The 22,759-nt window shown below is 36.1% G+C and carries 20 protein-coding genes, 2 pseudogenes and 3 riboswitches; of the genes and pseudogenes, 4 read left to right on the forward strand and 18 right to left on the reverse strand.

The features are described 5' to 3' along the window. Positions 1–10 precede the first annotated feature (10 nt). From MHH45_RS14280 to MHH45_RS14320, 9 genes and pseudogenes are all read right to left on the reverse strand, one after another. A complete protein-coding gene (locus MHH45_RS14280; RefSeq protein WP_077295032.1) occupies positions 11–262 on the reverse strand; it encodes a helix-turn-helix transcriptional regulator in 252 nt (83 codons plus the stop codon). 215 nt (positions 263–477) lie between these two features. Further along, positions 478–1,719, reverse strand: coding sequence for an MFS transporter (locus tag MHH45_RS14285; protein WP_016112927.1), 1,242 nt, complete (start codon positions 1,717–1,719; stop codon positions 478–480). Between the two features lie 63 nt (positions 1,720–1,782). After that, the gene (locus MHH45_RS14290; RefSeq protein WP_016112926.1) at positions 1,783–2,367 is read right to left on the reverse strand and encodes a TetR/AcrR family transcriptional regulator; all 585 of its coding nucleotides are present in this window, start codon (positions 2,365–2,367) and stop codon (positions 1,783–1,785) included. Between the two features lie 80 nt (positions 2,368–2,447). Continuing rightward, the gene (locus MHH45_RS14295) at positions 2,448–2,591 is read right to left on the reverse strand and encodes a hypothetical protein (protein WP_016112925.1); all 144 of its coding nucleotides are present in this window, start codon (positions 2,589–2,591) and stop codon (positions 2,448–2,450) included. A gap of 147 nt (positions 2,592–2,738) precedes the next feature. Next, positions 2,739–2,993 (reverse strand): hypothetical protein, encoded by a 255-nt coding sequence (locus MHH45_RS14300; RefSeq protein WP_016112924.1) that lies wholly within the window; start codon positions 2,991–2,993, stop codon positions 2,739–2,741. A gap of 13 nt (positions 2,994–3,006) precedes the next feature. Next, a pseudogene (locus tag MHH45_RS14305) lies at positions 3,007–3,303 on the reverse strand (thioredoxin family protein). A 204-nt stretch (positions 3,304–3,507) separates the two neighbouring features. After that, positions 3,508–4,176 carry a methionine ABC transporter permease gene (locus tag MHH45_RS14310; RefSeq protein WP_016112923.1) on the reverse strand — a complete coding sequence of 223 codons (669 nt, stop codon included), beginning with the start codon at positions 4,174–4,176 and terminating at the stop codon, positions 3,508–3,510. Further along, complete coding sequence (locus MHH45_RS14315) at positions 4,151–5,191, reverse strand: methionine ABC transporter ATP-binding protein (RefSeq protein ID WP_088093920.1); 1,041 nt, start codon at positions 5,189–5,191, stop codon at positions 4,151–4,153. The genes MHH45_RS14310 and MHH45_RS14315 overlap by 26 nt, the downstream gene beginning before the upstream one ends. A 12-nt stretch (positions 5,192–5,203) precedes the next feature. Next, positions 5,204–6,016, reverse strand: a pseudogene (locus MHH45_RS14320) (MetQ/NlpA family ABC transporter substrate-binding protein). 84 nt (positions 6,017–6,100) lie between these two features. After that, a riboswitch (SAM riboswitch) is annotated at positions 6,101–6,214 on the reverse strand. 239 nt (positions 6,215–6,453) lie between these two features. Here MHH45_RS14320 and MHH45_RS14325 point away from each other — a divergent pair. Next, positions 6,454–6,771, forward strand: coding sequence for a hypothetical protein (locus MHH45_RS14325; RefSeq protein ID WP_016112920.1), 318 nt, complete (start codon positions 6,454–6,456; stop codon positions 6,769–6,771). Between the two features lie 98 nt (positions 6,772–6,869). On the opposite strand, the gene MHH45_RS14330 is transcribed toward MHH45_RS14325, so the two are convergent. The 5 genes from MHH45_RS14330 to MHH45_RS14350 all read right to left on the reverse strand — a co-directional run bounded on the left by MHH45_RS14330 (position 6,870) and on the right by MHH45_RS14350 (position 11,717). Continuing rightward, a complete protein-coding gene (locus MHH45_RS14330; RefSeq protein WP_016112919.1) occupies positions 6,870–8,411 on the reverse strand; it encodes an ABC-F family ATP-binding cassette domain-containing protein in 1,542 nt (513 codons plus the stop codon). A 496-nt stretch (positions 8,412–8,907) separates the two neighbouring features. Beyond that, positions 8,908–9,657, reverse strand: a complete 750-nt coding sequence (locus MHH45_RS14335; RefSeq protein ID WP_016112918.1) for an ABC transporter ATP-binding protein — start codon at positions 9,655–9,657, stop codon at positions 8,908–8,910. Beyond that, positions 9,654–10,652 carry an ABC transporter substrate-binding protein gene (locus tag MHH45_RS14340; protein WP_088093919.1) on the reverse strand — a complete coding sequence of 333 codons (999 nt, stop codon included), beginning with the start codon at positions 10,650–10,652 and terminating at the stop codon, positions 9,654–9,656. The genes MHH45_RS14335 and MHH45_RS14340 overlap by 4 nt, the downstream gene beginning before the upstream one ends. Then, entirely contained in the window at positions 10,649–11,425 is a 777-nt protein-coding gene (locus tag MHH45_RS14345) for an ABC transporter permease (protein ID WP_140386002.1), read from the reverse strand. Before MHH45_RS14345 ends, MHH45_RS14340 begins: the two co-directional genes overlap by 4 nt. Continuing rightward, positions 11,397–11,717, reverse strand: coding sequence for an MTH1187 family thiamine-binding protein (locus tag MHH45_RS14350; protein WP_006093425.1), 321 nt, complete (start codon positions 11,715–11,717; stop codon positions 11,397–11,399). Before MHH45_RS14350 ends, MHH45_RS14345 begins: the two co-directional genes overlap by 29 nt. 104 nt (positions 11,718–11,821) lie before the next feature. Further along, positions 11,822–11,923: riboswitch (TPP riboswitch) on the reverse strand. A 131-nt stretch (positions 11,924–12,054) separates the two neighbouring features. On the opposite strand from MHH45_RS14350, the gene MHH45_RS14355 reads away from it, so the two are divergent. Together MHH45_RS14355 and MHH45_RS14360 are read left to right on the forward strand one after the other, a co-directional pair. After that, positions 12,055–12,429 carry a cytochrome-c oxidase gene (locus tag MHH45_RS14355; RefSeq protein WP_088093917.1) on the forward strand — a complete coding sequence of 125 codons (375 nt, stop codon included), beginning with the start codon at positions 12,055–12,057 and terminating at the stop codon, positions 12,427–12,429. 262 nt (positions 12,430–12,691) lie between these two features. Then, positions 12,692–14,005 (forward strand): anaerobic C4-dicarboxylate transporter family protein, encoded by a 1,314-nt coding sequence (locus MHH45_RS14360; protein WP_016112914.1) that lies wholly within the window; start codon positions 12,692–12,694, stop codon positions 14,003–14,005. Between the two features lie 74 nt (positions 14,006–14,079). Here the strand turns inward: MHH45_RS14360 and ilvA are convergent, their stop codons facing one another. From ilvA to thiM, 3 genes are all read right to left on the reverse strand, one after another. After that, positions 14,080–15,288 (reverse strand): threonine ammonia-lyase, encoded by a 1,209-nt coding sequence (gene ilvA, locus MHH45_RS14365; RefSeq protein ID WP_016112913.1) that lies wholly within the window; start codon positions 15,286–15,288, stop codon positions 14,080–14,082. A gap of 123 nt (positions 15,289–15,411) precedes the next feature. Beyond that, a complete protein-coding gene (gene thiE, locus MHH45_RS14370) occupies positions 15,412–16,068 on the reverse strand; it encodes a thiamine phosphate synthase (RefSeq protein WP_016112912.1) in 657 nt (218 codons plus the stop codon). A 15-nt stretch (positions 16,069–16,083) separates the two neighbouring features. Next, complete coding sequence (thiM, locus tag MHH45_RS14375; protein WP_088093916.1) at positions 16,084–16,893, reverse strand: hydroxyethylthiazole kinase; 810 nt, start codon at positions 16,891–16,893, stop codon at positions 16,084–16,086. Between the two features lie 69 nt (positions 16,894–16,962). Next, positions 16,963–17,072, reverse strand: a riboswitch (TPP riboswitch). Between the two features lie 535 nt (positions 17,073–17,607). Between thiM and MHH45_RS14380 the strand changes: the two genes are divergently transcribed. Further along, positions 17,608–19,800, forward strand: coding sequence for a DNA topoisomerase III (locus MHH45_RS14380; RefSeq protein ID WP_016132338.1), 2,193 nt, complete (start codon positions 17,608–17,610; stop codon positions 19,798–19,800). A 34-nt stretch (positions 19,801–19,834) separates the two neighbouring features. Here the strand turns inward: MHH45_RS14380 and MHH45_RS14385 are convergent, their stop codons facing one another. Then, on the reverse strand, positions 19,835–22,693 hold the full coding sequence (locus MHH45_RS14385; RefSeq protein ID WP_016132337.1) for a YhgE/Pip domain-containing protein: 2,859 nt from the start codon (positions 22,691–22,693) through the stop codon (positions 19,835–19,837). Positions 22,694–22,759: the final 66 nt, after the last annotated feature.

Consider the following 22,759-nt stretch of genomic DNA (forward strand, 5'->3'; position numbering starts at 1 on the left):
TATAAAAACTCTACTGCTTATACAAAAATAATTTATCAACCGTTGTCCCTAATACTTCAGCTAAACGAAATGCCAGAGCTAAACTTGGATCATATTTATTATTTTCAATTGCATTTATCGTCTGTCTCGATACTTTACATTTATCTGCTAATGCACCTTGTGAAATATTATTTTCAGTGCGCAATGTGTAAATTTGGTTTTTCACATCTTTTCTCCTAACCTGTAAAATTATTTTTACAACATCAGTATATATTTGGTACATATAGTTGTCAAAAATTCCCCATATAAAGTGAAACTTTAATCAGTGGGGGTTTTCTTCATCCCCCACTGATTATTAGTTGAACCAATCGGGCTTTTACGGGCAGTTCATCCCCCACCTAACTTCTTTGCTTTTGCCAAATTTTGAGGTGGGGGTCTTACTGCCCGTTAATGCGGGATAAAAAAGGAGCATGAATCGCTCCTGTTCTAGTAGAATTCCTACACCAAAGAATCCGTAACCCCCTTTTGATTTGCATCCTCTTTTTTATTTCTGGCTTCTTCATTTATTCTCATACGTAAAATTGGTAAAATCGCGAGTAAAATAAGTGACATCGCTATACAAAATACAATAATAAGTGAGGTTGCTTCTTTTAATCCCCCAGCTAGTGAATTTCCAATTAGCATAGTTCCCATAAAAAGCGGTAAAATTGTACCATTTACACGTCCTACCATATTCTCCGGTACAAGCTGAATCATAAGCGTTCCAACAACAATGTTCACACAAGCTAAACAAATTCCCGTTCCAAACCGCATCAAACTAGTAATCCAAAATGATGTAGACAGTCCTTCTACAAGAAAAGACATAGCCAAAACACCCATACCAAACACAAACATTTTTTTCGGATGTACTTTCGAAGCAAAAACTGCCGCAACGACACCACCAATGAGCATACCTATTCCATCAGCAGCTGCTAAATATTGAACAGCCTCCTTTTCCATTCCTAACCGTTCAATAACAAGAAATATTTCTAATGGATTTGTTAATCCTACCGCTAACCCCATAATCGCAAAAGTAATGGTAATCATACATAAATTTTTTGTTTGAAGGACATACCTCCATCCCTCTTTTATATCATTCCATAATGAGATACTCTCAGGTTTCTCTTTTTCTATCCATCTTGGTAAAAACGAAAGAGTAATAGCCGATAACACAAACAATCCAATTAAGCTATATAGTGAAATAAACAACCCAAGCTGTGTATAAACAATCGATCCTACAACTGGCCCCAAAATCATAAATAGTGACTGTAGCGTTTGGTTTACTGCAATTGCATTTGCAACATGTTTTTCTTCTACGTAGCGTTTAAATATACGTGACGATGAAGGCTGAGAAAATTGCCCAACAATTGCTGAAACAAGAGTTGCAAAAAATATAGCCTGCCAATAATCCATTTTTAACAAGAAAACAATCCCAATAATAGATAATATACTTAGCATATCTCCTACTACCATCGTTCTCTTCGGATTCCAGCGATCTGCTAGCGCACCACCAATAAATGAAAAAATAAAAATAGGTGCATATTCCATAACCGATAATAATGAAACTGAAACAGGATCATTATTTGTTCGCTCCATAACGAAATACAACAATGCCATATTTCGAATCCAAATCGCAAACTGCTGTAAAATATCAGACGCCATAACAAGCATAAATGCTCGATTTTTAAATAAAGATTTCATACTATCTCCCCCTTTATAAACCGACCGTTCAGTCTAATTTGGTATGAAAGAAAAGCTGCTGATTTAAGATTCAGCTGCCATTCCTTGTAGCAGTACATCTATTGCCTTCTTGTAAATGCGTTTCATTTCTGTAGAGTCTAGCTCATAGTAAAGTACCCCAAGCCCTGATAATAAGCCATTTACAATGTACATAAGATCCCTGGTATCTCCTTGACGGAATTCTCCAGATTTTATACCTTCTTCAATTAATTTTTCAAAAACACCATATGATGCCCTTGCTAAAACCAGCATTTCATCCAGAGTTTCTTTGCTCACAATTTGACTTGTAGAAAACTCTTCCACGGCACTAAAAATAGGCTGTTGTATATCTTCCACGTGGTACTCTGCAAGCCCATATAATTTTTCGGTACTCGTATGATAATGCTTTTCTTTTTCATTCCACTTTTCAAGCCAATCATACGTATGTTGTTTTACTACAAATAAAAATAATTCTTCCTTGCTTTTAAAATGATAATAAATGCTACCTTTACTACGTTCAGTAATTTCACAAATATCTTCCATAGATGTTGCAGCGTATCCTTTTTGTGAAAATAACTCTTCCGCTTGGTACGCTATTTCTTTTTTTATCTCTTCTGCATTCTTCCTCATGTTCACACCTCACCAAACCGACCGTTCAGTCTAATATTAACAAATATAAAACCTCTTTTACAAGAGGTCATATTCCTTATTTAGGAAAAAATATTCTCAAACCATGTTCGAAGTGTATGAATAGCTCCAACCTTCAAACCAAGTTTAAAAATAAATACTCCTCCTGCAACTAATAAAAATAAAGCTACCTTCCCTTTATTTTTAACTTTCGGCTTCTTCTCCATGTTCATTCCCCTTGTAACATCATATATTCCTTATGTATTAATACACTGCATTTAAACAAACGTTTGTTTAGCTGATTCTATACGGATTCAAACCAACTAATCAAACGTTTGTTTAAAAAGAAGTACGCCCATAAAGAGCGTATTTTTTTAATCCCCACCGCCGCCACAGCTGCCGCCATCACCACCTGAAAAACCGCTATCTCCTCCAAACGAACTTCCACAATCATGTGAATTATCGCTATCAGATCCTGCAAAGAACAATGGTGTAGAAGTAGCCGTAGTGGATGTACTATCACCAGTACCTGATTTATAAAGATTTACTTTCCGTTTATTTGATCTAATTGATTTTACAATCATTCCAATTAAAACTAAAAACAATAATGCCGCTATTACAAATCCCATATGAAATCCCCCTTTATTTTCCGAACATTTTTAATGTTCGTTCTGTATTCTCTAAGGAAATAAATCGTGACTCACGAAGTATTTCTTTTCCTTGATGAAATAATAAAACTGTTGGTGCTGTAAATACTAAATACTTCGCTGAAATTTCTTTCATATCCTCCAACGAAACGACAATATTTTCCACATTTTTATATTGCTTTAACTAACGATTTACCTTCTCTAACATCACATCACACACACCACAATTTTCGGCTTTTATGAATAAAAGTAATCGTCCTTGTTCTTCAATATATGCTATTAATTCTTCTATTACATATTTTTACTATTATTTTACATGAAAAATTTAAATGATACCACGATATGGTATCTAAAAAAATTAGGTTTCAATTTTATTTATACCTATATTCCAAAAATTGAACTCCCCCCCACCTTCACTTCGTTTAGAGGAGGGGGTCTTCTCGGTTAAAATGATAAAAAAGTGCGATACCTCTTATATTAGAGCTACCGCACTTTTTCAATCTTTCTTTAATTTTCTCGCAATCCCGTTCCCTAGAGATTGTAATCCTTGAACAAGAATAATTAGGATAAAGACTGTTGCATACATCACTTCTGGCTCATAACGCAAATGACCAAATCGATATGCTAAATCTCCAAGACCACCTGCTCCTACAAGTCCAGCCATCGCAGTTGCACCGATTAATCCAATCGTTGCGATGGTCAAGCCGAGCACAAGCGATGGACGCGCTTCTCTAACCATAACGTGCCAAATAATTTTTATAGTAGAAACTCCCATCGCTTGATACGCCTCAATTACACCACGATCCACTTCTAATAAAGCTGTTTCCATTAAACGTGCAATATAAGGAGCTGTAAATACAACAAGCGGTACAATCACACCTTTCACACCAATTGAAGTTCCCATAAGCAGTTTTGTAAACGGTAGAATGAAGAATAATAGAATAATAAATGGAATAGAACGAATGACATTAATAATTGTATTAGAAATAGGGTATACGATTTTATTCTCTAGTTGACCACCAGGCCTTGTTAAAACAAGTGTTACTCCTAGTGGCAATGCAATAATAATTGATATAAGTAGTGAAATTGATGTCATTTGAAACGTTTGAATCGTTGCTTCCCATATCACTTTACTCCATTCATCCAAAAAGGACTTGTTTCCCATACTCTTCCCTACCTCCTTCTACGATGATTCCTTGTTCCTGTAAAAATGCTAAAGCTCTATGTACCTCGTTTTCTTCACCTTGCATATGAACAACGAGTTTACCGTACGCTTCATGCTTTAATTGTGCAACATTACCAGATAAAATATTGGGATACACTTGGAATCGTTTTGTAGCAACAGCCAATGCTGGTTCTCCTGAAGAGTTCCCTATAAACGAAAGCGTTACAATCTCCCCAGTGTTTTTTAGCTCTTTCTGTACTTCTTCCGGAATTTTAGCTGCAAAAGCGCTGTTTACAAATTTTTTCGTGGTTACATGTTGCGGATTTGTAAAAACATCCTTTACTGTGCCACTCTCAACCACAGCCCCATTCTCCATTACAGCAACTCGATCACATATACGCTGGATTACATTCATTTCGTGTGTAATTAGCAAAATCGTAATACCTATTTTCTCATTGATCTCTAGTAGCAAATCTAAAATAGAATCCGTTGTTTCTGGGTCTAATGCACTTGTTGCTTCATCACTTAGCAAAACTTCTGGTTCATAGGATAGTGCACGCGCAATCGCAACACGTTGTTTTTGACCACCAGAAAGCTCACTTGGATATGCATCTTTTCTATCAAAAAGGTCAACAATACGTAAATATTTTTCTACTCTTTTTTCAATTTCAGTTTTTGGAATCCCAGCTAGACGTAAAGGTAATGCAATATTTCCATAAACATTGACTGTTTTTAATAAGTTAAATTCTTGAAAAATCATCCCGATTTTTTGTCTCGCCTTAGCTAACTCTTTTGTAGATAAAGTTGTTAAATCTTTTTCATTTACAATTATATTTCCTGTTGTTGGTTTTTCTAATAAATTTACACAACGGATTAATGTACTTTTACCAGCGCCACTATATCCGATGATTCCAAATACTTCTCCTTTTTCTATTTTAAGAGAAGTTGGTTTAAGAGCTTCAACCTTACCTTTTTTTGTTGTAAATACTTTGGATATATTTTTCAGTTCAATCATTATAGTCAGCTCCTACCAAGACGGCAAAACAGAACCATCGAATTTTTTCTCGATAAACTCTTTCACTTCTTTAGATTGATAAGCTTTCTTCAATTTTCTTACAGCTGCATCATCCTTATTTCCCGTACGAACAACCACCCAGTTTACATATGGTGAATCTTTTCCTTCACGGAAAATAGAATCTTTAGCTGGATTTAGTTTTGCACCTAATGCAAAATTCGTATTAATCGCCGCTGCTTTCACTTCATCTAGCTGCGTTGGTAATTATGACGCCTCTAATTCAACAATTTTTAAATTCTTCGGATTCTCAATCACATCTTTTGCTGTTGCTTTCTCGGTTGCTTTTGGATCAACCTTTAAAACACCTGCTTTTTCAAATAATTTTAATGCCCGAAGTTCATTCGTTGGATCATTGGGTACAGCAATTGCATCTCCATCTTTTAACTCTTTTACAGCTTTCAGTTTTTTAGAATATACTCCCATTGGGAACGTTACCGTTGAAAATACTTCTGTCAATTTCATATTGCGTTCTGCTTTAAATACATCTAAATAGGATTTCGTTTGATAGCTATTCACATCAATGTCGTTTTCGTCTAACGATACATTTGGTGCTACATAATCATTAAATACCTTTAAATCAACTTGTAGACCATCTTTTGCCGCCACTTCTTTTACTTTTTCAAAAATCTGTTCATGTGGTCCACCCGTTACACCAACTGTAATCTTTTTCTCATCTAGCGCTTTTGCTTCCTTCCCCGAATCAGCACTGCATGCGCCTAATAACAATACCGTTCCACTTACAATACTTAGCAACAACTTTTTCATATACAATTCCCCCTTATATATCTGTTCTTAAACAAAAAACACCTCTCAAATAAGAGAGGTGTCGAATAGACAAAATAGGCTCCTCTCTTATCTTCCAAAACGAAAATCGTTTTGCAGGAATTAGCACCTTAGCTTATAATTCATAAGCTCGGTTGCTGGGCATCATAGGGCCAGTCCCTCCGCCTCTCTGGATAAGAGTATTGGTATTAAATTTTTCAAAAACTATGGTACTAATAGTAAATCTTACAAAAAATTTTGTCAATAGGATTTTTCTGAATATACTTTATTTACGAATGAGGAATAGATTTCTTTCTTCTAATTATCTATTTGGTACTCTCTAGACGGAATGAGCAATAGCTATGTACAAAGTATCCCTATCGTTAATATACTAGAACAGCAAATACTTTATATAAACAAACGAAAAGAGGTTATACTGTATGCAAGATAAACATGCTATACAAACCCTACTATTATCTCAGATAGAAAAACTCTCTCAATCCTTTCATTATGATTTTTTATATGAAGAAGCACAACAAGGAACACTATGCCAAATACTTTTACGAGATGATAACGGCTCCATCGTAGCAACGCCACTTAGTTTTCATATGTTGATAAACGAAGCTGCTGGTAAAGGAGAACTTATTTTTTATAACGAACATGGTGAATTTCATCGACAAAAATTTGATATTTATATGGAAGACAGTATTGTTAAATTACTATTATTCATTCAAGAGCGACTACAAGTAAATCAATAAATAATATGAAAGCAGCTACGTAACATGTAGCTGCTTCATGATTTTCATACTAAAATATTTTATGCCTTACCCATTACACTCCTAAATAAACGGCTCTATTATTTTTTAGTAACGTTCATTTCCTCCAGATTCCAAACTCGCGTCACCCAAGATTCATAAAAAGAAGGTTCATGAGAAACAAGTAAAATTGTTCCTTGATAGTGTTCTAAAGCTTCTCTCAATGCCTCTTTCGCCTGTACATCTAAATGATTCGTCGGCTCATCTAGAATTAAAACATTACTCCGCATTAACATAAGTTCACATAAACGTACCTTCGTTTGTTCTCCACCACTTAAAATGCAAAGAGACTGCCGAATATGTTCTTCCTTTAAACCACATCTTGCTAAAGATTGACGAATTTCTTTTTGCGTCATATCCGGACGTCCTGACCATACTTGTTCAAGCGGTGTAGTTTCTGCACTAAATTCTTCTTGCGCAAAATATGCAGGTTGTACCCGCTCTCCAATATGAACTCTCCCGCTTAATGGTTCTAATTGTCCTAACAACGTTTTTAGCATTGTTGTTTTTCCAATTCCATTATGACCCACAATTGCAATCTTTTCGCGCCTTTTCACTTGTAAATTAAGGGATGGAAACAATGGCTCCACATAACCAATTTGAATTTGCTGTGCTTGTAATATGCGGCTCACAGGCTCAGTGTGAATCTGAAAATGAAAACGCGGCCGTGGTACATCGTTATGTTTTTCAATTTTTTTCATTTTCTCCAATACCTTTTCACGGCTTTTTGCCTGCTTTGCTTTTCGAATTTTATTTTTTTGAATAAAACTCTCTAAATTTGCAATTTCCTTTTGTTGTCTCGTATAAGCCACTTGTAATTGCTGTTTCTGCAAGCGATAACTTTCTAAAAACCTCTCATAATTTCCTGTATAGCGCTTAATTGTTTGCCCCTCTAAATGATAAATAACATTCGTAATATTGTTTAAAAATGATTCGTCATGTGAAACAACAATATAAGCATGCTCATACACTTGTAAATATGCTCTTAGCCAATCTATATGAACTGTGTCTAAATAGTTTGTTGGCTCATCTAATAGTAAAACATGCGGTTTCTCTAAAAGAAGCTTCCCAAGTAATAACTTTGTACGCTGGCCACCACTTAATTTTGAAACATCTTTTTTCATACCTAAGTCTAACAAACCTAAACCAGCTGCTACTTCTTCTATTTTGGTATGAATTTGATAAAAATCTGAGCCCTCTAATACATTTTGTAACTCCCCATATCGTACTAATAGCTTCTCTAAATCCGTTCCCTTTGCCATCTTTTCAGCAATAGCTATCATTTCACGTTCAATCGTATATAGATGAGAAAATGCACCTTGCAAGTATTCCTCAATTGTCATTCCTTCTTGTAAATCAATATGCTGCTCTAAAACCCCCACCTTTACATGTGGAAGCCATTCAATCATCCCCCCATCAGGCAAGACTTCTCCTATTAAAAGCCGAAGCAATGTTGACTTCCCTGCACCATTACTTCCGACAAGCCCCACATGTTCACCTTGTAATAATCGAAAACAAGCATTATATAAAATGGTTTTATCTCCATACGTATGTGTAAGATTTTCTACTGTTAATACGCTCATTTTTGTTCTCTCCTTTTCTTTATAACTAACAAGCCAAATAGAGAGAACAGCAAAATAAAGATCTTATTTAATTGTGTACAAAAAATGGGTAAGGTGAACACACCTTACCCATTACAAATTATTATTGTAAAAAAGGATCAAGGTTCTTTACCTGCTGTCTTCAATTTGGCTTAAACTTTAAAAATGGGCAGACTTCTCCCATATCAAGCTAAAACCATTTGAAGAACAGTTGATAAAGTCATCTTATCCTTTCACTCCTTTATAAATCATTATTGTCTTATAATAAGCATACACCATGCTCTTATATTTTATTCGTTATGAATCTGTTTGTTCCTCTTTTTCTTTAAAAATTTCTTTGGACATTTTCTCCATTGCATACAGACTTGTAAAATCTAAAATGAGTGAATCCACTCTTTGTTCAATCATTTAACCCACTGTTTCTCCCTCTAAAACAAAAAGCTTCTTAACAGTCACAAAAACTGTTAAGAAGCTTTCATTACTTCCGCATATAAGGAGCCAATATCCCTAAAATCTCGGCCTTATCTTCTTTTAACTCAAGAGATGTCAACATATCCATCGTACGAGGACGTGGTAAATTCACATGCACTTCACCAACAATCGTAGCTGGCCTTTGTGACATAATGAATACACGATCAGATAATAGAATTGCTTCATCCAAGTCATGCGTTACCATCACAATCGTTTGTTTCTCTTGATGCCAAGAATCCAAAAGCCAACGATGCACTTCCATTTTTGTAAATGCGTCGAGCTTCCCAAACGGTTCATCAAGCAACATAATAGGTTTTTCACATAAATAAGTACGAAGGAAGCTAATACGCTGACGCATACCACCGGATAATGCATCTGGATAATGATTTGCGTATTCAGCTAGACCAAATTGTTGTAAGGCTTCCATTCCTTCTGTAAGTCGCTCTTTCTTTGGCTTCCCATCAATTTCTAATGGAAGAACAATATTTTGTAGTGCTGAACGCCACGGGAGCAACAAATCTTGTTGCGGCATATAACTTACAATATCCTGTTTTTGAACAAGGGTATCGTTATAGATTACCTCACCACTAGTTGCCTCTTCAACACTCGCAATCAGATTTAATAACGTACTTTTTCCGCAACCACTTGGGCCTACAAACGAGACAAACTCACCTTCTTGTATAGAAGCACTAATCTTTTCTAGTACATTTTTCCCATCAAATGCTTTCACAACATCTTTTATTTGTAATCCGTTCATTTTTCGCTTGGAAGGAACTCGTTTGTAAAGGCATCTTTTACATCAATTTTCTTTTTAATAACTTTGTTATCGTGTAAGAAATTCATGTAATTTGTCCAAACCTCTTCCTTCTGTACTCCCCACGCTTTCGCATCGTCTTGATACTTCGTACTTAACCATTTTTGGCTCTCTTGTACTAACTCTTTATTAATGTCCGGTACATTTTTAATTAAAATATCAGCCGCTTCTTTTGGCTCTTTAATTGCAAAGTTATATCCTTCTGCCGTTGCGTTCATGAATTTTTTCACAAAATCTTTATCTTGCTTTGTATGCTTTTCACTTGTAATAATGACAGGGCTATAGAAATCTAGTGCTGGATCTAAATCTTTTACCATGATTGTATTTAATTCTTTTCCTTGTCGTTTCGCTTCAATGCCATCCCAGCCATAATAAATCCATTCAAAATCTGCATCTTTACCAATCGATTTAAAGAAATCTGTTTGTCCAAGAACAACCTTTTCTACTTTACTAAAATCAGCTTGATGCTTATCCATAATTGTTTTTAACGTCGCTTCTTCTGCTGGCGCTCCCCAGCCTCCATAACGTTTTCCTTCAAAATCTTTCGGAGAAGTAATATTATCTTTTTTCAACGACGCAAATGCAGATGTATTATGTTGAATAATTGCTCCAATTGAAACGACTGGGATTCCTTCAACACGAGCTGATGTTACATTTTCTTGATAACTTACACCGAAATCAGCTTTTCCTGAAGCAATCATTTGCTCTGCTGACACATTATCACCTGGTTGAATAATTTCTACATCTAAGCCTTGCTTTTTATAGTAATCTTTTGTCTTCGCTACATATAAACCAGTGTGATTTGTGTTTGGAAACCAATCTAAAACAACTTTTACTTTCTTCCCTTTATCTGTACTCTCTTCTTTCTTCGCCGCATTACAACCGACCACGCCTACCGCTAGCAACGCTGCTAGCATAACTTTTAAGCCTTTTTTCATTTTCTGTCGTCCTTTCTGTATATCCATGGTGCTGTTAGTCTTGCCATAAATTCTACGATAAAATACAAGAGCAATGTCACCATTACGATAATTGCTGCGATACCAAATACACGCGCTGTTAAAAAGGATTTTGTTGCACGCGTAAGCATAACACCTAACCCTTCACTCGCACCAAGCCATTCCCCAATAATCGCTCCCATTACGCTATATGTAACCGCAATTTTCAGCCCAGAGAAAAAGTATGGAAGCACGGCTGGGAATTTTACCTTCTGATAGATTTGCCATTTTGTCGCGCGCATTGTTTGTAATAACTTAAGCATGTTCTTATCTACTGTTTGGAAACCTTCTAAAATACTCAAGGCAATCGGAAAGAAGCAAACAAGAATCACGACCATCACTTTCGGCAGCATCCCATACCCAAACCAAATAATGAATAAAGGTGCTAGCACAACAATCGGTATCGTTTGTGATATTACGAGTAACGGATTAATTAAAATGCGAAATAACGGAATAACGTCCATAATAATTGCAATACTCGTTCCAAGTAAAATCGCAAAGAATAATCCGATGATAACTTCTTGTAGTGTTTGCATTGTATTTGGCAACAATAAATCTTTCATTCCAATGAGTTCCTGTACAATAGTAGAAGGCTTGGGTAAAATCCACGGTTCAATTCGGAATAATGAAACAGATCCTTCCCATATAGCAATGAGAAGGATAAGCCAAATCGTTGTAATTGTTATGTTAGATCGTTTCTGGTTTTTCATATTCATCACGGTACTTCCAAACTTTCTCATCAATCGTTACACCTGTACTTGGACGATAATGAATTTTAATAGAAGTAATAACCTCTTCTGCTCCAGCATCAACACAAGCTTGTTGTGCACGCTTAATGACATCAAGAAGCACGTCTAATTCTCCTTCTAGTGTTGTTTCCATCGCACCTACTTCATAACGAACACCCGATTGTTGTACGACTTCAATTGCTTTATCAACAACGGCATACACATCTTTCGTTTTTGCTTGTGGTACGACTGAAAATGAAATTGTAACTTGTTGTGACATCCGAAAATCCCCCTTGCAAAATATGTTTTGTAAAAAGAAAAGGCTTTCCTACAAACTACGCAGGAAAGCCTTGTATGCAAGTTATTATACAATAACATCTGCTTACATCACTTTAAGTAACTCCCTACGCTGGCATTATCCAGATCAGGTTGAGGGTCGATGTTTACTTACATCCTCTCAGCCAATTGGCTCCCCGGTCTTAATTCGTTTTCATTGTAGCATGATTTATTTTTTCAAACAAACAAATCCACATTTTTTTATAATATGATACTGCTCACAATCTATTGGTCATATATTTTATTGTAGCAAACATACAAGTATATTAAGGGGGCTAAAAATGGGAATTCGTTTCATTAAAATCTCTTCTATTTATTTTGTCATCGGTGTTTGTATGGGGTTATTCATGTCAATTTCAGCTAATTACAAATTGACCGCCGTTCATGTACATGTTTTATTATTAGGTTGGACTTCTATGATGTTAGCAGGTATTTTATATTATATTTTCAAAGAAGCTGGTGCCTCGAAACTTGGTAAATGGCATTTTTGGCTCTTACATATCGGGCTACCGATTATGATGATTGCACTCGCTCTTGAGATTTATGGCTACCATGCAGCTATACCTTTTGTTGCTGGCGGAAGTATTCTTGTTGTTCTTGCTATTATTATCTTTACTATTAATATTTTGGTACAAATAAAAGAAAACAATAAGTGAACCTCTTTGAAAGGAAAAAGCAGAAACGAATGGATTCGTTTCTGCTTTTTCCTTTCAAAATATTTCGTTCCCCCCTATACCCTCACTTTACATTTAATTTTCTCAAAATAATTTCACAAAATATAGTGAATGTTACTTTTTACGTGTTATATAATAAAAAAGGTTTATATAACAACTTTTCTCTTTGTTTAATTTAATAATTATCATTCAAATTAAATTATTCAAAAATATCTTACCATATGGATTTTGGAGGTAGTTTATCATGTTTTGGCTACAATTTATTACCTTATTACTCTGCATTTTTATCGGTGCACGCCTTGGTGGAGTTGGACTAGGGGTAATGGGTGGAGTTGGTATGGCAATCCTCGTATTCATATTCCATTTACAACCTACAGCTCCTCCTATTGACGTTATGCTGATGATTTTAGCAGTCATTACAGCTGCTGGTGCCCTGCAAGCTGCTGGTGGAATGGACTATCTTGTCCATCTTGCAGAAAAAGCACTACGTAAAAATCCAAAGCGTATTACATTTTTCGCTCCTATTGTAACTTATTTATTTACGTTATGTGCTGGAACTGGACATGTTGCCTATTCCGTACTTCCCGTTATTGCAGAGGTATCACGTGAATCAGGAATTAGACCTGAACGCCCGATGTCAATTGCCGTAATCGCTTCGCAACAAGCAATTACAGCAAGTCCAATCTCTGCTGCAACTGTGGCCCTGTTAGCAATGCTAGCTGATTATAAAATTACATTGTTAGATATTTTAAAAGTAAGTATTCCTTCTACTTTTATCGCTTGTATGTTAGCAGCTTTCGTTGCGAGCAAAATGGGTAAAGAGTTAAATGAAGACCCTGAATACTTAAAACGATTGAAAGAAGGCATGATTCCTAAACTTGAAGAAAAGAAAGAATTTATCGGTGCAAAAGGTGCCAAGTTATCTGTTGTTCTCTTCTTATTTGCAACTATTTTTGTTGTTCTTCTTGGTTCATTCGAAACACTTCGTCCAGGATGGATGATAGATGGAAAATTAGTTCGTCTTTCAATGCCAAATACAATTGAAATGGTCATGCTTACAATTGCTGCTCTTATTATTATCTTCTGTAAACCAAATGTAGAAAGCATTGTATCTGGAAATGTCTTCAAAGCCGGTGCTACAGCCGTTGTTGCAATCTTCGGTATCGCTTGGATGGGAGACACATTCTTTAACGGAAACTTAAGTACGATTCAAGGATCGATTCAACACTTAGTAACAAGCGCACCATGGTTATTCGCTATTGCATTATTTATTCTATCTATTTTACTGTATAGCCAGGCAGCAACAGTACGTGCGTTAGTGCCACTCGGATTATCACTTGGCATTTCACCAACACTTCTTATTGCGATGTTCCCTGCAGTAAACGGATATTTCTTCATTCCGAACTACGGAACAATTGTTGCTGCGATCAACTTTGACCGTACAGGAACAACACGTATTGGTAAATATGTATTAAATCATAGCTTTATGATTCCTGGTCTGGTCGCAACATTTGCTTCCATTGGAATTGGGATGCTCTTAATTTCCATTATGTTTTAACATACAAAAAGCACAAACTTTTTCTGAATAAAGTTTGTGCTTTTTTCATTTAATCAAACGTTTGTTTAAATTCTTTATTCAATAACTTCTACATTATATCCTTTTTTCTCTATCCCACTTAGCACTTCTTCAATATGGTTTTTATCTTTCGTTTCTAATGATAAATGGAGCTGCGCATACCCAGGAAATACTTTTGTTCCAATCCGCTCTAAATGAATATGTAATACATTTGCTTCAAAACTTGTTACAATTTCGAGTAAATGTTGCAAATGTCCTGGTTTATCTTTAATCATTGTTGCAATATGAACAAAGCGGCCGGCTTCAACCATCCCATGTTCAATAATACGAGTAATGAAGTTAACATCAACATTTCCACCACTTAAAATCGACACAACTTTTTTCTCTTTCACAGGAATTTTTTGATAGAGCAATGCGGCTAACGAACTGGCACCTGAGCCTTCTACTAATAATTTATTTCGTTCCAGTAGCATTAACATCGTTCTCGCAATTTCCATTTCATCCACACAAAAAATATCATCTACATATCGCTCTACAAGCTGAAATGTAAGTTCTCCCGGTCTTTTCACCGCAATTCCATCTGCCATAGTTGGTGAAGATTCCACAGTAATAACTTTCTTTCCCTCTAAGGATTGCTTCATCCCCGGACAAGCAAGCGCTTGTACACCATATATTTTCACCGACGGTTTTTGTTCTTTAATCGCCATCGCAACACCTGCAATTAAGCCGCCACCACCAACAGGACAAATAACTGCTTCGACGTCATCAAGCTGCTGCAATATTTCTAAACCTACCGTCCCTTGACCAGAGATTACAGCCTCATCATCAAATGGATGTACAAACTTTGCTCCTGTTTGTTCTTTCAAATCTAGCGCATACGCTAATGCATCATCAAATACATCACCTTGCAACTCTACATGTGCACCATATCGCTTAGTCGCAAGCACTTTACTAAGCGGTGCACCTTTTGGCATCACAATCGTACAGGGAATATCGAGCATATTACTAGAATAGGCGACACCTTGTGCATGATTTCCAGCAGACGCTGCAACAACCCCATTTTCTAATTCACCTTTATCAAGAGAAACCATCTTATTATAAGAACCACGTACTTTAAAAGAACCCGTCTTTTGTAAATTTTCGAGTTTCAAATATACTTCATTATGCGATAGTTCACTAAATGTACTTGAATAATCTAGTGGTGTCATATGGACAATGCCTTTCATCTTCTCATGAGCAGCTATAATATCCTGTAATGAAATCATATTGTACCTCCGAAACGATATATGTTCATACATATTAGTTTGAGCCGCACACTTTGTTTTATACGACAAAAAAACCATTTCTTCACATTAGAAATGGTTCTTCCCATATATCAACGATTTTCACTATTTAGCATTAAAAATACCTGTCAGTAAAGACGTACTTTCATAAGGCGAATCTGCTAAACTAATTGCAGAAATAACAGAAACTCCATCAGCCCCTGCCTCTATAACAGAAGCAGCATTTTTAACTGTAATTCCTCCAATACCAACAATCGGGATTGTAATTCCCTCTTCTCTAAAATAACGCAACCCTTTCGTTCCTTGCACCGCTTTTGTATCTTTCTTCGTACTCGTCGGAAAAATAGGTCCTACTCCTAAATAATCCGCCCCATTTGCAATTGCAAAACGAGCTTCCTCTATCGTATGAGCAGATACCCCGACAATTTTATCTCCCATTTTTTCACGAACGGATGTAATTCCTTCGTCATCTTGTCCGACATGAACACCATCTGCACCCAATTCAATTGCTAATTCTACATCATCATTCACGATAAAAGGTACATCATATTCTTTACAAAGCATTTGTAACCGCTTAGCAAAACGCACTCGTTCTTCCCCAGCTAAAGCTCCTTCACCTTTTTCACGAAATTGGAAAAGCGTTACTCCGCCATCTAACGCTTCTTTCATTACTTGTAATGGATCTCTTTCACAGTTATTACTTCCCATAATAAAATACACTTGCAATAACTTGGACATTTGTTGTTGATCAATACTTGCCATTTCTTTTACCCCTTCTTATTGCACCTCTTGGATATTTCCATATTGTACAATCTCATTTGCAGTAGTGTTTGCTAACTGATTCAAAAATTCAATTTGGAAACTTCCTGGTCCTTGCTCTACTGTTTTACTTGCAGCTATTTCCGCTGCTACACCATAAAACGTTAATGCAGCAACTGCCGCTTTCACATAATCTTTTTCAACCGCTGCAAATGCCCCCATTACAGAAGTTAATAGACAACCTGTACCTGTCACTTTCGTTAAAATTGGATGTCCATTGCGAATAATGATTGTTCGCTCACCATCTGTTACAACGTCTTCTTTTCCGGTAATCACCGCAACTGTATCTAATTCATCTGCTGCTTGTTTCGCAATTCCTACAACATCACCATTACCAGCACCAGCGTCAACACCTTTAATCTCCCACTTTTCATTAATAACATTAGCAATTTCCGCTGCATTCCCGCGAATCATTGCTAATTTCACTTCACTTGGAATATGTCTTGCTACTTCAGTTCGGTAAGAAGTAGCTCCAGCACCAACTGGATCAAATAATATTGGTACATGATGTGCATTCGCAGACTTCCCGGCAATTAACATCGCTTCTACTTCTTCAGGACGAAGTGTACCCATATTTAAAACAAGTGCTCCGGCAATGCTAGCCATTTCTGCCACTTCTTCTTTTGCATATGCCATAACTGGTGAAGCTCCTAATGCAAGTAAACCATTGGCCGTACAGTTTGTCACAACGACATTTGTAATATTATGCACAAGAGGATTAGCCTCTCTCACTGTCTCCACTACTTTTGCGATTTCTTGTATATTCATTCTTTTCATCTCCTAACTTTATAATGGGAGATACACAAAAAGACACTTCGCGTATGCAAAGTGCCTGAACATGTGCTGTTACACTCTCCCTACGCTGGCATTATCCAACAGGTTCTAATGGTCAACGACAGATTAGTCGTACTCTCAGTCTGCATCCGCAAACTCCCATGTGTTCTTATTCATCTAATTCAGAGTCTACTCTTATTCTCTTAAAATAACAAGTTACACGTTTTTGTCATCTTAATATATAAGTACAAATTGAAAAAACGATAAAAACCCTTTTTTAGGTGGGAGAGAGCATCCGGCCATGCATAGAAGCGGTCAGGTCCTTTTTTAGCCCCATGCCAAGTTCAAACAAAGTGAGAAAATGAGAGCAGTTCCCTTTTTTCTTTTGAACCAAATTTCAATTTTACCAAAGCTTCCGCTAACGCAGGATTACGCGGCTCATCATCTTGATTTTATTGTTTTATATACTTCGCAACATCGCGTTTTGATACTTTTTCGCCTTGTGAAATAATGGTTTGTCCTTTTAAAAAAGGACAAAGATATCCTACTATTTTGTTATATCCGAAATACTAAAATTTCCCCCTCTTAACTAGTCAAAGATATAGAGTATTTAATTAATAACAAAAGGTTAGAATCTTCGGCATAACTGAATCCGCAAAGGATCTATGCTATATTTAACTTACGGAAACTTGAAAGGATGTTTTAAATATGGCAAAAAGTGTTGTAATTGCTGAGAAACCTTCTGTTGCACGTGATATTGCACGTGTATTGAAGTGTGATAAAAAAGGAAATGGTTATCTTGAAGGTAATAAATATATCGTTACTTGGGCTTTAGGGCATCTTGTTACATTAGCAGACCCAGAAAGCTATGATATAAAATATAAAAAGTGGAATCTAGAAGATTTACCAATGCTACCTGAACGTTTGAAATTGACAGTGATTAAGCAAACTGGCAAACAGTTTAATGCCGTTAAAAGTCAACTGATTAGAAAAGATGTTACTGAAATAATAGTGGCTACAGACGCTGGAAGAGAGGGAGAATTAGTCGCGCGTTGGATTATTGATAAAGTTAGAATTAATAAACCTATTAAACGCCTATGGATCTCATCTGTTACCGATAAAGCAATCAAAGATGGCTTCGCAAACTTAAAGCCAGGTAAAGCATATGAAAATTTATACGCTTCAGCTGTCGCACGTTCGGAGGCTGACTGGTATATCGGGCTTAATGCAACACGTGCATTAACTACTCGATTTAATGCTCAACTAAACTGTGGTCGTGTACAAACACCTACTGTGGCTATCATTGCAGGTCGTGAGGACGAAATTAAAAACTTCAAAGCACAAACATACTACGGCATTGAAGCTCAAACAACAGAAAAGTTAAAATTGACTTGGCAAGACGCTAGAGGGAATGGTCGCAGTTTTGATAAAGCAAAAATCGATACCATTGTGACAAAACTGGATAAACAAAATGCAACTGTGGTAGAAATCGATAAAAAGGTGAAAAAATCATTTGCTCCTGGTCTTTATGACTTAACAGAGCTACAACGTGATGCAAATAAAATCTTTGGTTATTCTGCAAAAGAAACGTTAAATATTATGCAAAAATTGTATGAGCAACATAAAGTACTCACTTACCCTCGTACAGATTCGCGCTATATTTCATCTGATATCGTCGGAACACTTCCAGAGCGTCTAAAAGCGTGTGGAGTAGGAGAATATCGTCCTTTAGCTCATAAAATTTTAAATAAGCCTATAAAATCCACTAAAGCATTTGTTGATGATAGTAAAGTAAGCGATCATCACGCAATCATCCCAACGGAAAGCTATGTGAATTTCTCAGCTTTCACAGATAAAGAACGCAAAATTTATGATTTAGTGGTAAAACGTTTCTTAGCAGTCTTATTCCCAGCCTTTGAATATGAACAACTAACATTACGCACGAAAATTGGTGATGAAACGTTTGTTGCACGTGGCAAAACGATTTTACATTCTGGTTGGAAAGAAGTATATGAAAACCGCTTTGAAGATGACGATGCAGTTGAAGATTTAAAAGAGCAAATTTTACCTCGCATTGAAAAAGGCGATACATTAAGCGTAAAACTAATTGCTCAAACATCAGGTCAAACAAAACCACCTGCACGCTTTAATGAAGCAACGTTACTTTCAGCAATGGAAAACCCTACAAAATACATGGATACGCAAAATAAACAACTTGCTGATACGTTAAAATCAACTGGTGGATTAGGTACTGTGGCTACACGAGCTGACATTATTGACAAACTATTTAATTCATTCTTGATTGAAAAACGTGGTAAAGATATTCACATTACATCAAAAGGTCGTCAGTTACTTGATTTAGTACCGGAAGAACTAAAATCTCCTACACTAACTGCTGAATGGGAACAAAAACTTGAAGCTATCGCAAAAGGTAAATTAAAAAAAGAAATTTTCATTTCCGAGATGAAAAACTATACAAAAGAAATCGTTGCTGAAATTAAATCAAACGATAAAAAGTATAAGCATGAAAACATTTCAACAAAAACTTGTCCAGACTGTGGCAAACCGATGCTTGAAGTAAACGGCAAAAAAGGTAAAATGCTTGTATGCCAAGACCGCGAATGTGGTCATCGTAAAAATGTATCCCGTACGACAAATGCAAGATGCCCTCAATGTAAGAAAAAACTAGAACTTCGCGGTGAAGGAGATGGGCAAATCTTCGCATGTAAATGTGGATATCGCGAGAAGCTTTCTACATTCCAAGAGCGCCGCAAGAAAGAATCAGGAAATAAAGCAGATAAACGCTACGTTCAAAAATATATGAAGCAGCAACAAAAAGAAGAAGAAGAGCCATTAAATAACGCACTAGCAGAAGCATTAAAAAAGTTAAAATTTGAATAAAAAAAGTTCCTACCGCTCTCGGTAGGAACTTTTTTTAATGAATAATTTTACTTCCTTTTGCATTCTCAACAAATTTCTCACTCGACTTGTTAATCGGTGTTTTCAGTACCAATGCAAGTACAAGCATGATTACCACAAAGACACTTAACACGAGAAGATCTCTTATCACAATATCCCAAAGCATTCCGCCCACTGTTTCACGAATCACGCTAATTGCATATGTGAACGGTAAGAACGGATATATCAATTGGAAGAATTTTGGAAGCATTTGAATTGGGAATGTTCCGCCTGATCCAGCTACTTGTAGTACGAGTAAAATGATTGCCATCGATTTCCCAATGTTTCCGAAAACAGAAACGAGTGAATACACGATACAAACAAAGACTCCACCAATGAATAAGCTGAATAGAACAAACCAAAACTTATCAACTACATACGTACCAAGTAAGAAAATATCTCCCATCGATACGATAAACGCCTGTGCAAGACCTATCGTTAAGAATGTTAAAAAGCGTCCGAAGTAAATCTCATGACTCTTATAATTTGCCTCTGGCTCATGTACTTCTACTGTTAATAATGAAACCATTAAAAGTGCCCCTACCCATAATGCAAGCACTGTATAGAATGGTGACATCCCCGAACCGTAGTTTGGCATCGCAAATAATTTATTTTCTTTTAAATTTACTGGATTTGCAAAGTAATCACTTTGCTGTTCAACATCATTTTTCAATAACTTGATGACATCTTTTATATCTTCTTCCGACTCAAATTTACGAATTTTATCTGCTAATTCTTTAATCTTTTTCTCAGCAGCTGGCATTTCTGCTTTAATATCTTCCACTTTCTTTGTGCCTTCTACTAGGCCTTTAGATGAATCTTCTAGCAGTTTTTTTACATCTGGAAGCTTTTTATCTGCGTCGTTTAAGATCTTAGATGTATTTTTAGACATCTCTTTTGTACGAGCAATTGCTGCATTGAAGTTCGGAACGATTTCTGAATCGTAGCTTGCTAAGAAGTCTCCCAATTGTGCTGAACCATTTTTCGATGCTTCATTAATGCTTTCAATTACATCTTTTGTAGGTTGTTGCCCATTGTTAATAAGTGTGATTCCTTTATTGGTTGCATCGGCACCCTTTTGAAGAGCGTCTTTTGCTTTATTTAATTTTGCAATCCCATTATCAAGGTTTTTATCACTATTTACATCAGCTAAAACCTTATTCGCACTTTCTAGTACAGGAATCATATCATCAATCATACTAATACCTGCTTGGAATTGGCCATTTAAGCTGTTTAAAGCTACTTTCGTTGAATCCAAGCCATTTACACCTTTATTTTGCAGGTCTTCCATTGCTTTTTGAGCATCAGATTTAGCATTCTCAATACCATCTCTTACTTTATTATATTCAGTCTTTGCTTTCTCATAATCCTCATTTATCTTGTTTTCTGTTTGTTCTTTAAACTGAACTGCTTTTTTGTAATCTGCTACAAAAGTTTCATTATAATCTTTTTCAGCTTGATCAATTAAGCCATTCACTGCATTTAATTTTTGATTAACAGCATCTCTCACATCTTGTTTTACTTCTTGACCTGTACCAATAATATTTACAAGATCTTTAATACCATTGTTTGCATTCTCCATACCATTTTTTAAATTAGTTAAATGATCTATCCCCTTTTGGAAAAACGCTTCTCCCTTATTTGGTTCCGCTTCTTTAAGCTTAGTCAACATATCAATAAGATAAGAAACACCGTCAGTATGGCCTTGCAGATTATCGGAAGCCTGATTGAGTTCTTGCTTCGCTCTCGCTGGATCAAACTTTCCATTTTGCAAGCCATTCATAACGCCTTGTGCATATGCAGTTCCCGTACGTGCTGAACTCAACACATTGTTTACCGTTTGATTAATATTTCTGGCAATATTTTTATATCCTTCATCATTAAACTGTGGAAGTCCAGAAAGTGATGGAAACTCAGGAAGTGGAGGTATCTTAGATATATCAGGAAGATTCAAATCAATACCTGGATGCATTAAAAAATTAGTAACAGCTGTTGCCTTATCCATGCCATCTTTCACCACAGTTAAGTCGTTTCGTATCGCTCCAGGAGCGTCTTTTAACCTTTGGTCATTGTTTGCAAAGAACTTATCTAAGTTCCCCAGCGTTTCCTGCCCATCGTTAATCACACTTTCCACAACCGGTAAATCTTCTTGTGCAACTTTCACAAGATCTTGCGCTCTAGTCGCATCATCTAACGCTGTATTCACAAGTGTATACATTTCCGGGAACTGTGCTTCTAACTTGAATACAAGATCTTTTACTTTTTCGATACTTGGTAAGTTTGTTTCTAAATCGATTCCAAGATCATTAAAGATTTGAAAAATCTCACCGTTTGCTGTTTTAACAAAGTTTTTACTAATTTCTTCTGTTATACCTGATGCACCTTTTGCTGTAATTTTCGGTGCAATGGCATTGACCTTCTCATTCACAAAATAATCAAGTTCTGGCTTTTGCGGGTTATCGCTAATTACCGTTGCAATTTTTTCAGAGAAATCTTTTGGGATCGTAATACTTGCATAATAATCCCCGTGTTCTACTCCATAAATTGCTTGCTTTTCATCAACGAATTTCCATCCCATATTTTTATTCTTTTTGAGCGAATCTATAATTTCATTCCCGATGTTAATATCTTTTCCTCGTAAATTTGATCCAGCATCTTGGTTAGAAACTGCAATTGGAACATCTTTCGTGTTCCCATATGGATCCCAGGAAGCTTTAATGTTAAACCATGCATATAACGATGGCAAAATCATAAGTCCTAATACAATTACAATCGCAGCCCAATGTTTGGCTACGTTCCGTAAGTCTGTCGTATAAATACGCCATATCTGTTTCATATAAGCTATCACCTAATTATATATTTTTCCTTCTTTAGAAAATGATGCATGCATTTTGCAATTATA

Origin of the sequence: Bacillus sp. FSL K6-0042 (assembly GCF_038006685.1) — a bacterium.
Classification (GTDB): Bacteria; Bacillota; Bacilli; order Bacillales; family Bacillaceae_G; genus Bacillus_A; species Bacillus_A pseudomycoides.